15 protein-coding genes are annotated in these 14,552 nt (G+C 45.0%); 13 read left to right on the forward strand and 2 right to left on the reverse strand.

Annotation, left to right across the window (positions count from 1 at the left end):
* Positions 1-3 precede the first annotated feature (3 nt).
* From AC3ZVC_RS07130 to larE, 11 genes are all read left to right on the forward strand, one after another.
* Positions 4-303: a UxaA family hydrolase gene (locus AC3ZVC_RS07130; RefSeq protein ID WP_214726320.1), complete on the forward strand. Its 300-nt coding sequence runs from the start codon at positions 4-6 to the stop codon at positions 301-303.
* A complete protein-coding gene (locus tag AC3ZVC_RS07135; RefSeq protein ID WP_214988049.1) occupies positions 251-1,465 on the forward strand; it encodes a UxaA family hydrolase in 1,215 nt (404 codons plus the stop codon). The genes AC3ZVC_RS07130 and AC3ZVC_RS07135 overlap by 53 nt, the downstream gene beginning before the upstream one ends.
* A 68-nt stretch (positions 1,466-1,533) precedes the next feature.
* Positions 1,534-3,000: an alpha-ketoglutaric semialdehyde dehydrogenase GucD gene (gene gucD / locus AC3ZVC_RS07140; protein WP_490067522.1), complete on the forward strand. Its 1,467-nt coding sequence runs from the start codon at positions 1,534-1,536 to the stop codon at positions 2,998-3,000.
* A 296-nt stretch (positions 3,001-3,296) separates the two neighbouring features.
* Positions 3,297-4,445, forward strand: coding sequence for a galactonate dehydratase (dgoD, locus tag AC3ZVC_RS07145; RefSeq protein WP_490067524.1), 1,149 nt, complete (start codon positions 3,297-3,299; stop codon positions 4,443-4,445).
* Between the two features lie 19 nt (positions 4,446-4,464).
* On the forward strand, positions 4,465-5,376 hold the full coding sequence (locus AC3ZVC_RS07150; RefSeq protein ID WP_490067527.1) for a dihydrodipicolinate synthase family protein: 912 nt from the start codon (positions 4,465-4,467) through the stop codon (positions 5,374-5,376).
* Entirely contained in the window at positions 5,373-6,320 is a 948-nt protein-coding gene (locus tag AC3ZVC_RS07155; protein ID WP_490067529.1) for a hypothetical protein, read from the forward strand. The genes AC3ZVC_RS07150 and AC3ZVC_RS07155 overlap by 4 nt, the downstream gene beginning before the upstream one ends.
* A gap of 70 nt (positions 6,321-6,390) precedes the next feature.
* On the forward strand, positions 6,391-7,350 hold the full coding sequence (locus AC3ZVC_RS07160) for a C-terminal binding protein (protein ID WP_490067531.1): 960 nt from the start codon (positions 6,391-6,393) through the stop codon (positions 7,348-7,350).
* Positions 7,351-7,369: 19 nt separating this feature from the next.
* Complete coding sequence (locus tag AC3ZVC_RS07165; protein WP_490067533.1) at positions 7,370-8,254, forward strand: fumarylacetoacetate hydrolase family protein; 885 nt, start codon at positions 7,370-7,372, stop codon at positions 8,252-8,254.
* Between the two features lie 5 nt (positions 8,255-8,259).
* Complete coding sequence (locus AC3ZVC_RS07170) at positions 8,260-9,216, forward strand: sugar kinase (protein WP_490067536.1); 957 nt, start codon at positions 8,260-8,262, stop codon at positions 9,214-9,216.
* A gap of 16 nt (positions 9,217-9,232) precedes the next feature.
* Complete coding sequence (locus tag AC3ZVC_RS07175; protein ID WP_490067539.1) at positions 9,233-9,877, forward strand: bifunctional 4-hydroxy-2-oxoglutarate aldolase/2-dehydro-3-deoxy-phosphogluconate aldolase; 645 nt, start codon at positions 9,233-9,235, stop codon at positions 9,875-9,877.
* A 36-nt stretch (positions 9,878-9,913) separates the two neighbouring features.
* Positions 9,914-10,741 carry an ATP-dependent sacrificial sulfur transferase LarE gene (gene larE / locus AC3ZVC_RS07180; RefSeq protein ID WP_490067543.1) on the forward strand — a complete coding sequence of 276 codons (828 nt, stop codon included), beginning with the start codon at positions 9,914-9,916 and terminating at the stop codon, positions 10,739-10,741.
* 323 nt (positions 10,742-11,064) lie between these two features.
* On the opposite strand, the gene AC3ZVC_RS07185 is transcribed toward larE, so the two are convergent.
* The gene (locus AC3ZVC_RS07185; RefSeq protein ID WP_490067544.1) at positions 11,065-11,730 is read right to left on the reverse strand and encodes a hypothetical protein; all 666 of its coding nucleotides are present in this window, start codon (positions 11,728-11,730) and stop codon (positions 11,065-11,067) included.
* Between the two features lie 115 nt (positions 11,731-11,845).
* Positions 11,846-12,598, reverse strand: a complete 753-nt coding sequence (locus tag AC3ZVC_RS07190) for a sulfurtransferase TusA family protein (protein WP_490067547.1) — start codon at positions 12,596-12,598, stop codon at positions 11,846-11,848.
* Between the two features lie 345 nt (positions 12,599-12,943).
* On the opposite strand from AC3ZVC_RS07190, the gene AC3ZVC_RS07195 reads away from it, so the two are divergent.
* Positions 12,944-13,810 (forward strand): YitT family protein, encoded by an 867-nt coding sequence (locus AC3ZVC_RS07195; RefSeq protein WP_490067549.1) that lies wholly within the window; start codon positions 12,944-12,946, stop codon positions 13,808-13,810.
* Between the two features lie 52 nt (positions 13,811-13,862).
* Complete coding sequence (gene cccB / locus AC3ZVC_RS07200) at positions 13,863-14,213, forward strand: cytochrome c551 (RefSeq protein ID WP_490067551.1); 351 nt, start codon at positions 13,863-13,865, stop codon at positions 14,211-14,213.
* Positions 14,214-14,552 lie beyond the last annotated feature (339 nt).

Consider the following 14,552-nt stretch of genomic DNA (forward strand, 5'->3'; position numbering starts at 1 on the left):
GAAATGAGTGAGTATAAAACACTTTATTTAAACGAGAAGGATAGTGTAGCTGTCGCTCTTTCAGATATTCCTGCAGAAGCTGAAGTGATTGTTAAAGCAGAGGGCATTGAAAAAACCGTTAGGATTCTTGAGCCCATCCGCTTTGGCCATAAATTCGCTGTCAGAGCCATTCCCCAGGGGGATGACATTATTAAATACGGTGAGGTGATCGGGGCGGCAGTCGTCCCGATCGATGCCGGGGAACATGTGCATGTTCATAATCTGGAAGGCAAAAGAGGAAGAGGTGACAAAGTTGTTCAATGAGAAACTTCAGTTTTGGGGTTACCGCCGACCTGATGGCCGCGTTGGGGTAAGAAATCATGTGCTGATACTCCCAACGATTACATGTGCAACGCAAACTGCCCAGCGGGTGACAGAGCTTGTCAGCGGAACTGTTACATTCATACACCAGCATGGCTGTGCACAGGTTGGAACGGATTATGACCAGACGGCCAGAACATATGCCGGAATGGGGATGAACCCAAATGTTTACGGTGTGATCGTTCTCGGCCTTGGCTGTGAAACCCATCAGGCACACCGCATTGGGGATGAAATCGCCAAATGCGGCAAACCTGTGGAAACAGTATCGATCCAGGAACATGGAGGGACGCTTCAAACGATTGCCGAGGTGGCAAAAATAGCAGTAAAAATGGTTCAGGATGCCTCGATGGTACAGAGGGAGCTATGCGATTTCAGCGAATTGATCGTCGGTACAGAGTGCGGAGGATCTGATGCATGCTCCGGCCTTTCGGCAAATCCAGCCGTTGGGCGCACAAGCGACATGATCGTTGAACAGGGCGGCACCGCGATTTTAGCTGAAACAACCGAATTAATCGGTGCAGAGCATTTGCTTGCCAACCGTGCAGCGAATGACTCAGTCGCCAAAAAAGCATATGCCGTCATTAAAATGATGGAAAACCGCTCGATTCAAATGGGCGTTGACATTCGTACCGGCAATCCGAGCCCTGGCAACATTGAAGGCGGCTTAAGCTCACTCGAAGAAAAGTCGCTTGGGGCTGCAACCAAGTCGGGTACAAGTCGATTGGAAGAAGTCATTGACTATGCACAGATTCCAACCAAAAAAGGGCTGGTCTGGATGGATACACCGGGCCATGACATTGAACAGCTAACAGGTATGGTGGCTGGCGGCGCACAAATCGTCCTGTTTACGAGCGGGCGCGGCACACCGACCGGATCACCAATCGCTCCGGTTATTAAAATTTCAACAAACACACCGATGTTCGAACGCATGAACGAAAACATGGATCTTGATGCAGGACCTATCGTTGACGGCAAAGAAACAGTAGGAGAAGTCGGCGGACGCATCATGAAAGAAATCCAGGCTGTTGCAAATGGCAAATTGACAAAAGCTGAGATATTGAAACAGCATGACTTCGGAATTTGGCGTATTGGTCCGACGTTTTAATAAAAGGCTCTGAGTCAACAGGCAATATTAGCAGAATTTACAATTCTATTAAAAGGAGAGGTTAAAGCATGAAAACAACGATCGAAACAAAAACGTACAGCAATTTTATTAACAATGAATGGAAAGAATCAGCATCCGGCAAAGTCATTGAAAGCATTAACCCGGCTACGAAGGAAGCAGTCGGCTATGTGCAAAAGTCTACTGAGGAAGAGCTGAACCAGGCTGTAGAGGCGGCATTCAATGCGAAGAAAGCATGGCGCAAGCTTGGCCAGTCGGCAAGAGGTCAGCTTTTGTTCCAAACAGCAAACATCCTTGAATCAAGACTGGATGAAATTGCGGAAAGCATGACAAGGGAAATGGGAAAGACCCTTCCTGAAGCAAAAGGAGAAACAGCCCGAGGCATCGCCATCCTCCGTTATTATGCAGGAGAAGGAATGCGCAAAGAAGGGGACGTGATTCCATCAACCGATAAAGATGCCCTTATGTTCACAAAGCGTGCTCCGCTTGGTGTTGTAGGTGTTATCACTCCTTGGAACTTCCCGGTTGCGATTCCAATCTGGAAAATCGCGCCTGCACTTGTGTACGGAAATACAGTTGTATTCAAGCCTGCCAGTGAAGCGGCTGTCACTGCTGCTATGGTGGTCGAGTGCTTTGCAGAGGCCGGCTTCCCTGAAGGTGTATTAAACTTTGTAACGGGCTCAGGCTCTGAGATCGGCCAGGGATTGATCGATCATCCTAAATTGAATGCCATTACTTTTACAGGATCAGAAAGTGTCGGTCAAAGCGTAGCGAAAGCAGCTGCTGCACGCGGCATCAAATTCCAGCTTGAAATGGGTGGAAAGAACCCTGTTATTGTTGCGAAAAATGCCAATCTTGACCAGGCTGTTGAAGCGGTCATCAGCGGCGGATTCCGCTCATCTGGACAAAAATGTACGGCTTCAAGCCGCGTCATCGTAGAAGCCGATGTTTATAACGAATTCAAGCAAAAGCTTATCGAAGCTTCTGAAAAAATCACAGTCGGAAACGGCCTTGAAGAGGGCATCTGGATGGGGCCTTGTGCAAGTGAAAGCCAATTCAACACGTTCAATAAATACATTGAGATTGGGAAAAATGAAGGTGCAAGACTGGTCCATGGCGGCGAAGTACTGACAGGCGGAGAATATGATAACGGCTTCTTCGTTAAGCCAGCGATTTTTGATGAAGTGACACCAGATATGGCGATTGCACAGGAAGAGATTTTCGGGCCAGTGATCGCTCTTATTAGAGCCGTTGACCTGGAAGAGGCAATCGATCTGGCGAACAATACGAAATATGGTTTGAGCGCATCGATCTTCACTTCAGACATCAGCTCCATTTTGGAATTCATTGATGAAATCGAAGCGGGACTTGTCCGCATTAATGCAGAAAGTGCTGGAGTAGAGCTGCAGGCGCCATTCGGCGGCATGAAAGCCTCAAGCACAGGCTCACGCGAACAAGGTGAAGCTGCGAAAGAGTTTTATACAGCTATTAAAACGGTCTTCATCAAAGGTTCTTAATGGGTAGGTTTTGCTAAAGCTATAGTCGATTTTGGCACCCTGTTGATTGGAGCGGAAGGTGCGAGACTCCTGCGGGAGGAGCGTGTCAAAGGGAGACCCCGCAGGCGCGAATGCGCTGAGGAGGCTCCCGGACCGCCCGCGGAAAGCGAGCGCCTGGAGCGGAAATCAATAGGCCAATTTAGCAGAGCTAATGGAAAAGACTTTAACTCATTAAATTTGTAAGGCTATTTGGTCGCAAAAAGGAGATTTCCCGAAATAGAAATCTCCTTTTTATAAAAATGTTGCGAGGTGCCCATATGAAAATTACGAAACTTTCATTATATAAAGTTCCGCCGCGCTGGCTGTTTTTAAAGATTGAAACGGATGAAGGCATTTCCGGGTGGGGAGAGCCAGTTGTTGAAGGGCGCGCTGAAACCGTGAAGGCGGCAGTCAATGAACTATCAGATTATATCATTGGCCGCAACCCCAATGACATCGAAGACATCTGGCAAACACTGTACAGGGGCGGTTTTTACCGGGGCGGACCGATTCTTATGAGCGCGATCTCCGGCATTGAGCAGGCTCTCTGGGATATTAAAGGCAAGTATTACAATATACCTGTCTATGAAATGCTTGGCGGCAAAGCGCGCCAGAAAATTAAAGTGTATTCCTGGATCGGGGGCGACCGGCCAGCTGATGTGGCTGCGGCAGCTAAAGAAAAACAGGAACAAGGCTTTCAAGCTATTAAAATGAATGCCTCGGAAGAAATGAACTACATAGACAGTTTTTCAAAAGTGGATGCAGTCATTGAACGCGTTGCATCCATTCGCGAGGTGCTCGGAAAAGACTTTGGCATCGGGGTTGATTTCCACGGCCGCATCCATAAAACAATGGCCAAAACACTTGTGAAAGAGCTTGAACCGTACCGCCCTATGTTCATTGAAGAACCGGTGCTGCCGGAAAATAATGAAGCTCTTCGTGAAATAGCGCTTCATACGACCTGTCCGATTGCAACCGGAGAAAGAATGTATACGCGTTGGGGATTTAAGCAGCTTCTGCAGGACGGATATGTGGATATTATCCAGCCAGATCTTTCCCACACAGGCGGTATTCTGGAAGGAAAGAAAATTGCCGCGATGGCTGAAGCCTATGATGTGTCCATTGCACCGCATTGTCCATTGGGGCCAATGACGCTTGCTTCATCTGTTCATCTGGATGCCTCTACTCCGAATTTCATCATTCAGGAGCAAAGCCTTGGCATTCACTATAACCAGGGAATGGACATTTTGGATTATATCAATAATCCTGAAGTATTTGCCTATAAAGATGGCTATGTAAACATTCCGGATCTGCCTGGCCTTGGTATTGAGATAAACGAAGAAAAAGTTAAAGAGGCAGCGGAAGTTGGACATGATTGGAGAAATCCTATTTGGCGCCATGAAGATGGCAGTATTGCCGAATGGTAAGGAAAAGGGGGAGAACATAATGGGCTTTCATGGAATTATTCCACCGGTCGTCACCTTATTTGACGAAGCCGGAAATCTGGATCTGGAGCTAAACAGACGCTATCTTGATCAGTTAATTTCACAGAAAATTCATGGTATTTTGCTGATGGGCAGCTCCGGCGAGTTTTCTTCTCTTTCAATGGAAGAGCGGAAGCTTTATGTAAGGGAAATGATTAAACACATCCATGGACGTGTAAAAGTGATGGTTGGTGTAGGCCATACTGCGCTCAAAGAAGTTCTTGAATTAACTTCTTATGCAGAAGAATTGGGAGCAGATGGTGTACTGGCTGTCAGCCCATACTATTGGAAGCTTTCCGATGAGCAGCTTTACCGCTTTTATTCAACTGTTGCCAGCCATACTGAGCTGCCAGTGTTTATTTATAATATCCCGCAATTAACCGGCCAAAATTTGCCTGTTGAGCTAATTGTTAAATTGGCCAAAGATCATTCCAATATTGCAGGCATTAAAGAAACCGTCGGTGATTTTGGCCACATTCGCCAAGTGATTACAGAGGTGAAAAAAGTTCGCCCAGATTTCCTTGTATTCTCCGCTTTTGATGAGCATATGCTTCCGGCCCAAATGATCGGTGCAGATGGCAGCATTAATGGCAGCGCCGTTTTTGCTCCGGAAATATCAGTGGATTTATATGAGGCGTATCAAAGAGGAGATTTTGCTGAAGCGCAGAGGAATCATCAGCTGATTTCAAAGCTCATGGATGTTTACACCTATTGCCCGACGTTTTTTACCTCGATGAAAGAAGCTGTTCACCAGCGCTGGTTTGATACAGCAGCGGGGCACCGTGTTCCGTTTGATGTATACCCTGCCGATCTGCGTGAAAATGTTCGTAATCTATTAAAAACTATTGAAACGAAAGAAGGCGTCCAATCATGAAAGAATCCCGCGAATTGCTTGAACAATTAGGCTATCCATCCAGTGATTTCCAAGAGTTGCCGACTTCGACGAAAAGATTCCCGGACGGTGCACAATACCGGGTTGAAATTCCGAGCGTTGAAGGTCCTGAAGCGTTAAAAGCCACGCTTGAAGAAATCGATCGCCTCGGCTTGACGATTCACCGCGTCTCCCAGGGAAGCGGCATTATGCTTCAAACAGATGAAGAAATCAAAGAAATGTGTGATCTGACAGCAGAACGCGGAATGGAATTAAGCTTATTCGTAGGTCCGCGAGGCACATGGGATATCAGTGCAGCTCCGTTTACATCGGGCGGCAAATCTCAGGCGCTTCGCCACGAAGGAGCCGATCAGCTTGTCTATGCAATGGAAGATTTAAAGCGTGGTGCCGCACTTGGTTTAAGGGGCGCACTTGTGGCTGATGAAGGACTCCTTCTTTTAACAAAAGAAATGAAAAAGAAGGGACAGCTTCCGGAGGACTTTGTTGTGAAGGTTTCCGTTCAAATGGGCTCGGCTAATCCAGTATCTGTAAAATTAATGCAGGATATCGGGGCAGATACCTACAATGTACCTTCTGCATTGCCGCTGGCTAAACTTGCGGCGATCCGGCAGGCCATTGATATTCCGATCGATTTGTATGTAGAGGTTCCTGATAATTTCGGCGGATTCCTGCGCTACTACGAGATCCCGGAAATCATTCGGGTGCTTGCTCCCGTTTATATTAAATTCGGCCTTCGCAATCATCCGGATGTTTACCCTTCAGGAAAGCAATGGGAAAGCACGAATATTTCATTAGTAAAAGAACGTGTCCGCCGTGCATCCATTGGCATTCAAATGATTGAGCGCTATTATCCGGAAGCAAAAACCTCAGAGCTTGGTGCTGAGGGGCTTGGAATTCCGAAGGTTGAAAAAACGTTAGCTAAATAACAATAGATCCCTGAAGCAGCCCCATGCTGTTCCAGGGATTTCTTACTATATATATTAGGAGTGAAATAGGATGGCTTTTAAAGTACTGTTAACAGACTATGAATTTGAGAATTTGAAATATGAAGAAGATGTATTTGCGGAAAGCGGGCTTGAAATTGAATTCGTCAAAGCGCAATGCAAAACAGAAGCTGAGGTTATCGAGCAGGCAAAACATGCCGATGCGATTTTAAATCAATATGCCCCTATATCGCGCGGCGTTATCCAATCTCTAGAAAATACCAAGGTTATTTCCCGCTATGGAGTGGGTGTCAATACGATTGATCTGGATGCTGCGAATGAAAAAGGCATCACAGTTGCAAACGTTCCGGATTACGGGATGGAAGAGGTTTCGAACCATGCACTCGCCCTTTTATTATCATGGGCCCGCAAAGTGACTCTATTAAATAATGAAGTGAAAAAAGGAAACTGGGACTTCAAAGCATGTGTACCGATTCATCGCTTTAACGAGCAGACAGTAGGGGTTCTTGGCTTTGGCCGCATTCCACGCCGGTTTATTGAAAAGGTGAAGCCTCTTGGTTTTAAAACGGCTGCATACGACCCGTTCGTTTCAGCAGAAGATATGGCTGCCGTGGGGGTTCAAAAAATGGAGCTTGATGAAATCATCCGGGAAGCCGACTATTTATCGGTGCATGTACCGCTTATCAAGGATACCTTCCATCTGCTAAATGCAGAACGCTTCAGCCAAATGAAGAAAAATGCCGTCATCATTAATACTGCCCGTGGTCCGATTATTGATGAAAAGGCTCTTATAGAAGCGCTTGAAAAAGGAATAATTGCTGGTGCAGCTCTTGATGTTACCGAAGAAGAGCCGGTTAGCCTAGATAGTCCGCTTCTCAATATGGACAATGTCCTCATTACTCCGCATAGTGCCTGGTATTCCGAGGAAGCAATGGTTGAGCTTCGTCAAAAGGCTGCGAAAAATATCGTTCAGGTTTTAAAAGGTGAAAAAACACCTTATGCCCTAACGTAAGAAAGGATAGGTGCTGAATATGAAACTAGCTGCTTTCACCATTCATTCACAACAGCATATTGGTGTGGTTCAGGGAGAGAAAGCCATCAGCTTAACCTTGCTGGGAGGAGACCGATTTCCGAAGTGTCTGAAAACATTTATAGAAAAAAGCGAGGAGCTGCTGCCGCTTGCTGAAAACCTGATTGATCAGCGTGACAGTGATGCTGCTGTTTTTCCAGTCTCTGATGTGAAGATTCTTCCGCCGATTACAGCCCCGGAAAAAATCATTTGTGTCGGCCTGAATTATATTGATCATTGCAGGGAAACCGGGATGGAGCCGCCCGCCTCGCCGGTGATCTTTTCTAAATATGCTAATGCCATTGCCGGCCATAATGATGCTGTAGAGATTCCTATTAATTCAAATGAAGTCGATTTTGAAGCTGAGCTGGCCATTGTCATAGGGAAAGAAGCAAAGCGGGTATCGGAAGAAGAGGCAAACGATTACGTATTTGGCTATACAATCATGAATGACATTAGCGCCCGTGATTTGCAATTTAAAGACGGACAATGGTCCCGCGGGAAAACAGCTGACACCTTTGCACCAACAGGGCCTGTGATCGTGACAAAAGAGGATGCTGGAGATCCTCACAACCTGGCAATCTCACTCGAACTCAATGGGGAAATCATGCAGGACTCCAATACAAGTAACTTAATCTTTACCATTCCGCAAATCATTTCATTCCTATCACAGTCGATGACACTTAGACCAGGCGATTTAATTGCAACTGGAACACCGCCTGGAGTCGGAATGGGCCGGAATCCCAAGGTGTGGCTTAAAGACGGTGACAGAATGAGTATTACCATTGAAAATATCGGAACCTTATCCAATTACGTAAAAGGTGATTCACAGAAGAAAGAGGGCTGATAGACATGGATGTTGTAACAATCGGGGAAACGATGGCTCTATTTACACCGAATGAAGAGGGCATGCTTCGCCATGCCCATTCTTTTTCAATGAAATTCGGCGGGGCAGAGTCCAATGTTGCCATCGGATTGAGCCGTCTCGGCCATAGATCAAGATGGATCAGCCGTCTTGGGGAGGATGAGTTCGGTGATGCCATGCTGTCATTCATCCGCGGTGAAGGAGTGGATGTGTCTTATGTGACACGCGATCCAAGTGCACCGACCGGTGTGTTTTTTAAAGAATTCAGGCGCTTGAACGACACGCGTGTTTATTACTACAGAAAAAATTCCGCCGCCAGCAAAATGAGTTCTGAATGGCTGCAGGAGGACTCCATATCGGATGCTGAATATCTTCATATTACAGGCATTACGCCAGGGCTCAGTGTATCGTGCCGTGAGATGCTGGAAAAAGCTATCGGTACCGCGAAAGAAAATGGCACGAAAATTGTGTTTGATCCAAATCTCCGTTTGAAAATTTGGCGAGATGAAGAAGAAGCGCGCCAGTTTTTGAGAAAATATGCCTCTATAAGCGATATCGTCCTTCCAGGCATTTCGGAAGCGGAATTTTTATTCGGCACCGGCACACCGGAGGAGTATGTTGAAAAATTTCACGCTCTTGGCATTGAAACAGTCATTATGAAGCTGGGCAAGGAAGGGGCGCTGCTATCTTCCTCATCTCTTCCAATGACAAGAATTCCGGGGTTTACGGTAGAGCGGGTAGTAGATCCGGTTGGAGCAGGCGATGCATTTGCAGCGGGTGTGCTGTCAGGACTGCTGGACGGAATAGCGCTGGAAGAAGCAGTGCGGCGGGGCAATGCGATGGGAGCAATGGTAACCATGGTGAATGGCGATGCAGAAGGATTGCCCAATCGATCTGATCTTGCGTCCTTTATGAATGGCGGCCTGGAGGATGTTACGAGATAAAAAAGGAGGAAAATCAGTGAACAAGTTAGAAGAATTAAAGAAGCGCAAAATTGTTGCCGTTATTCGCGGTGCACGGCCAGATCAAATTTTGCCCATTGCCCATGCGCTGCAGGCTGGCGGTGTCAGCACATTTGAAATTACAGTCGAAACCCCCAAGGTTTGCACATTAATTGAAAAAGTAAAAGAAGAGTTTGGCAATGAGGTCATCGTCGGGGCAGGGACGGTGCTGGACCCGGAAACAGCGCGCGCAGTGATTATGTCCGGAGCGGAATTCATTTTTTCGCCAACCGTTAATGCCGAAACCATTAAAATGGCAAAACGCTATGGTGTCCTCAGTATTCCAGGTGCCCTAACGCCGACTGAAATTCTGACGGCTTATGAAAATGGCGGGGATCTGATCAAAGTATTCCCAGCTGATGTAATGGGTGTCTCCTATTTTAAAAGCTTGCAGGGACCGCTTCCTCATATTCCATTAATGCCTACAGGGGGCATAGGCGTTGAAAATATCCAGGACTATTTGAACGCAGGGGCGGTGGCTGCAGGAGTGGGCGGTTCGCTGGTAAATGCGAAGAATCTAAATTCGGATGATGACTATTTGGCCCTCACAGAAAAGGCAAAGCAATTTTCTGCATTGGCGGGAGGCTGGGTCACGAGTAAATAATGCCTCATAGCCATTTGATAAAGGAGGATACAACCTATGGATATACACCTCAGTTTAGAAAAAGAGCAGCACCTGAAAAAGGTTTTATCAGATATGGAAAGCATCATCATTGCTTTTTCCGGTGGTGTGGACAGTACCTATTTATTAAAAGTGGCATTGGATACGTTAGGAAAAGAAAATGTTTTGGCTATTACAGCCGATTCTGAATCGTTCCCACGCTCTGAGCTGGAGGAAACGATTCGAATAGCAAAGGCATTAAATGCCCCGCACCAAGTTATACAGATGTCGGAGCTTTCCATCCCTGGCTATGCCGAAAATGATTCGAACAGATGCTACTACTGTAAAAAAGGACTGTTCGATGAGCTTTATCCTATTATGACCGAGCAAGGCTACAAGAATTTGACATTTGGACTTATTAAAGATGATTTAGGTGAGCATCGTCCGGGTGTGAAAGCAGCTATGGAAAGAAATGTGAGAGGGCCGCTGGCGGAAGCGGATATAACAAAAGAGGATATTCGCATCCGATCCAAAGAGCTTGGCCTTGATACTTGGGACAAACCCTCGCTTGCCTGTTTATCCTCCAGAATAGCTTATGGAGAAAAAATTACGATTGAAAAGCTTAATAAGGTAGATCAGGCTGAGCAATTTATTAAAAGCCTTGGCATTAAGCAGGTAAGAGTACGGGTTCACAATGAAATTGCCAGAATTGAAGTAGATCCGCAGGATATGGCAAACCTCCTTACCTATCATGAACAAGTTTCTGAAGAGCTGAAACAGCTTGGCTTTAAATACGTGGCTATGGACTTAACGGGGTATAAGAGCGGCAGCATGAATCAAATGCTGCAATCCTCGGCAGCGAAATAAAGTTTATTTTTTTATATCCCTGGCATGAGCTTAATTGACGATATATACGAAAAGTTGACGATATATCAAGGAAGTTGATGATAGTAAGATCAAAGTTGATGACAATTAAGAAATTAGCTATGAAAATAGATGCAGTGGGCTCATGCCAGCCTTTTAAAATGACCCGGCAGATATATTTTTGAAGAAAATGAAGTTTTTTAAAAAGAAAAATGGAATTTATATTTTTTCGTTAAAAAAGCATTTACTGACGCTAGAGTCGGCAAATGCTTTTTCTTTTTTATGGAATTAAGTGGAATTAAGCTATCTGCCAGAGTGGAATGCTGCTAGGAGTGAATTCGCTTCTTGAGCTGATTAATTTCTGTTTCATGCAATCCGCTCTTTTTGCTGAGGTGTTCAATATCGATTTGCGTACCTATTAAAGTATCAGAAATTAGATGAAAGGTTTCTTCATGCTGTTCTAGCTTTGTTTCGATGTGCTTAAAATGGCTTCTAAATTCGGTTGCATTGTTGTCGATTTGTTCAGAAAGGGTCTGTAATCTATCATCAACACTTACTAGTCTGTCGTCAACATTGCCTAATCTTCCATCAACATTGATTAACTTGTCGTCAACATTGCCTAATCTTCCATCAACATTGATTAACTTGTCGTCAACACTGCCTAATCTGCCATCAACATTGATTAACTTGTCGTCAACACTGCCTAATCTTCCATCAACATTGATTAACTTGTCGTCAACACTGCCTAATCTGCCATCAACACTGACTAATTTGTCGTCAACACTGTCTAATCTGCCATCAACACTGGTTAATCGGTCCTCAACACTGTCTAATCTGCCATCAACACAGATTATTTTGTCCTCAACACTGCCAAGCCGTATTTTTACATCAGCTAAATCTCCGCCTATAGAATTAAACCTTTCATCGATTGAGTCAAATCTTTTAGAATGATCTTTTAAAGTACTTAAAATTTCATTAAGAATTTTCTCCATTTTTTTCACCTCCTTTTTCGACATTATACCATATTAACTGAGAGATCATGCTTACATCCGCGGCTGGAAAAACAAAAAGCTGGCCGCAATTCTTGCCAGCTTTCTGATCCATTATTTATACCCCAGCAGGCACTTTCTGTCCCTTCCTGATAAAGGCTTTAAATACCTTATCTTCAAAGTCAGTACGGATTAGTGTGTTACCTGTTTTTGCACACCATGAGGTCAGGTCTTTGGTGAAGCCTGGATCAGTAGCATGCACTTCAACAATCTCTCCGTCACTCATTTCTTTCAATTGTTTGTGTACCTTCATGATCGGTCCAGGACAGGATAGGCCGCATGCATTCAGGACAGTTACAGGGGCAGCTTCTTTTTCTGCAGCTGCAGGCTCGGCTGCTTCGGTTTTTTCAGATTGCGCGCTATTGGTGCAGCTTTTCACTCCTGGATCATATACACAGGAATAGGTCTTATAGCCGCCATCAAGGTTCTTTACTTTAAAGCCATTTTGCACTAAAATTCGCGTTGCCAGATATCCGCGCAGGCCAACCTGGCAGTAAATATAAATTTCCTCATCCTGCGGTATTTCGTCAAGGCGTTCACGCAGTTCGCCTAAAGGAATATTGGTGGATCCTTCAATAAAGCCCATATCGCGCTCGATCTCTTCACGTACATCGATCACCGTTTTGCCTTGTTCAATCAGGTCATTTATTTCATGCCACTGAATGGTTTCTACAAGTCCTTCCGCAATATTCTTGGCTGCGTAGCCTGCCATATTGACTGGGTCTTTGGCAGAAGAGAATGGCGGTGCATAAGCAAGTTCAAGGTCTGGGAGATCAAAGATTGTTAGTCCGCCTTTAATGGCTGTGGCCAAAACGTCAATTCGCTTATCTGCCCCATCATAAGAAACAGCTTGGGCCCCAAATCAAGAGTGCCTGCTGCGGAAAATCGACAGGCACATTTAACAGAACCTAATAAAAAGATAAATCCTTTCACATCCTAAAATAAGCAAGAAAGACAGCTTGCATTAATCCTTTAATACGGCAGTTCATTGGCATTTACAGAGCAAAAACTCCGTGCTATACTCACTGACGGTAAAAATGGAACCAATAACTTGAAAAGGTAGTCCATGGACGTGAAAACAGGACGAGCGATTAGATGAATCACCGCTTGCCCTCTCATAATTTCAGAAAGATTAAGACACCGGAGGGAGAAGAGGATGGGAAAGAAAAGAAGAGATTATACATATAGTACAAAGGCGGAAAGGGCGCTGGAGTATTTATACGTTTTAATAGGATCAGGAATCGTGGCGGTGGCCTTCAATGTTTTCTTGCTGCCAAACCGGATTGCGTCTGGGGGAGTAAGCGGGATTAGTACGATACTTGATGCGGTTGCTGGCTGGGAACCTGCTTACGTGCAGTGGGCTTTTAATATACCGCTCTTTATAGCGGGAGTTATTTTACTCGGCAAGCAATTTGGTGCCAAAACGCTTGCCGGAACCATTTTTCTGCCGTTTGTTGTCTTTTTAACAAAGGACTTTGAAGCCTGGACACTGGATCCATTATTAGCTTCCCTATTTGGAGGAATCGGTGTGGGCCTTGGTTTAGGAATTGTCTTCAGGGGTAAAGCATCAACAGGCGGGACAGACCTTGCCGCCCAGATTATCAATAAATATACTGGCTTAACACTCGGAACCTGTGTAGCGCTTATAGATGGACTGATTGTTCTGTCGGCAGCGATTATTTTTGACATTGAACAAGGGTTGTATGCTTTGATCGCCTTGTATGTCACCAGTAAAACCATTGATTTAGTACAGCTGGGATTCAGCCGAACGAAGATGGCATTGATTATTACGGAAAAACAAACTGAAGTTCGTGAAGGAATTTTGAATAAAATTGACCGAGGTGTGACAAAACTATCAGCATACGGCGGATATACCGACCATGAACGCCCTGTCCTGATGTGTGTTGTGGATCAGACAGAGTTCACAAAATTGAAACAACTGGTTCAAAGCATTGATCCTACTGCATTTATCATTGTAACGGATGCTTCCGAGGTGCTGGGCGAGGGTTTCAAAAGAGCATAGTGTTGGTATAATATAGCTGTATTTAGTATTTTTTCCTGAGGGGGAATTATTGGTGAAAAAGAAGCTACTAGCATTACTAATGGGTACTTCACTAGTCCTTGCTGCATGCGGCGGCGGTGGAGACGAAGCAACTGAAGAGAAGGATACTGCAACAAATGGCGGCGGAGAAACAACAACTGCTGACGCCGGAGATGCACAAAAGCTTTATGAACAAAAATGTTCAAGCTGCCATGGTGCCAATCTTGAAGGCGGTGTAGGGCCTGCGCTTGATAAAATTGGTGCGAACCTTTCCCAAGAGGACATTGAGAACACGATTGCCAACGGTAAAGGAGCTATGCCTGCAGGCTTGCTTCAAGGTGAAGAAGCATCACAAGTAGCTGCTTGGCTGGCAGGAAAGAAATAATTAGAATAAAGGACGGCAACAAGTCCGGCATGAAAACGTTCTGTAACAAGCAGGACGTTTTTTATTTGCCCGTATATTACAGGAATTTAAAATTTCAAGTGAAAAAAATCTGCAAAAAATGACTTTTTTATACTTTCAACTTATTCTTTATCAGAAGAAAGAAGGAAAAGATCGTCGAATGGGTGAATAAATGACTAGGATAAAAATGAAATACGGGTAAAAAGTAACGAAAAATCACAGGTTTGAAAAGAAACTGTAATAATTTTTTCCGTTATTTTGACAAACTATGATGTTATAATGGGTTGTGTGAGAATTTCAGATGGCTAAAAAGGGAGTATT

This window comes from Cytobacillus sp. C11.1 (genome assembly GCF_058145115.1).

Bases quoted from the DNA above. Each gene is read 5' to 3' on its own strand.
- gucD (WP_490067522.1), top strand. From the start codon at position 1,534: ATGAAAACAACGATCGAAACAAAAACGTACAGCAATTTTATTAACAAT.
- AC3ZVC_RS07135 (WP_214988049.1), top strand. From the start codon at position 251: ATGTTCATAATCTGGAAGGCAAAAGAGGAAGAGGTGACAAAGTTGTTC.
- AC3ZVC_RS07150 (WP_490067527.1), top strand. From the start codon at position 4,465: ATGGGCTTTCATGGAATTATTCCACCGGTCGTCACCTTATTTGACGAA.
- AC3ZVC_RS07155 (WP_490067529.1), top strand. From the start codon at position 5,373: ATGAAAGAATCCCGCGAATTGCTTGAACAATTAGGCTATCCATCCAGT.
- AC3ZVC_RS07185 (WP_490067544.1), bottom strand. From the start codon at position 11,730: ATGGAGAAAATTCTTAATGAAATTTTAAGTACTTTAAAAGATCATTCT.
- dgoD (WP_490067524.1), top strand. From the start codon at position 3,297: ATGAAAATTACGAAACTTTCATTATATAAAGTTCCGCCGCGCTGGCTG.
- larE (WP_490067543.1), top strand. From the start codon at position 9,914: ATGGATATACACCTCAGTTTAGAAAAAGAGCAGCACCTGAAAAAGGTT.
- AC3ZVC_RS07130 (WP_214726320.1), top strand. From the start codon at position 4: ATGAGTGAGTATAAAACACTTTATTTAAACGAGAAGGATAGTGTAGCT.
- AC3ZVC_RS07195 (WP_490067549.1), top strand. From the start codon at position 12,944: ATGGGAAAGAAAAGAAGAGATTATACATATAGTACAAAGGCGGAAAGG.
- AC3ZVC_RS07160 (WP_490067531.1), top strand. From the start codon at position 6,391: ATGGCTTTTAAAGTACTGTTAACAGACTATGAATTTGAGAATTTGAAA.
- AC3ZVC_RS07170 (WP_490067536.1), top strand. From the start codon at position 8,260: ATGGATGTTGTAACAATCGGGGAAACGATGGCTCTATTTACACCGAAT.
- AC3ZVC_RS07165 (WP_490067533.1), top strand. From the start codon at position 7,370: ATGAAACTAGCTGCTTTCACCATTCATTCACAACAGCATATTGGTGTG.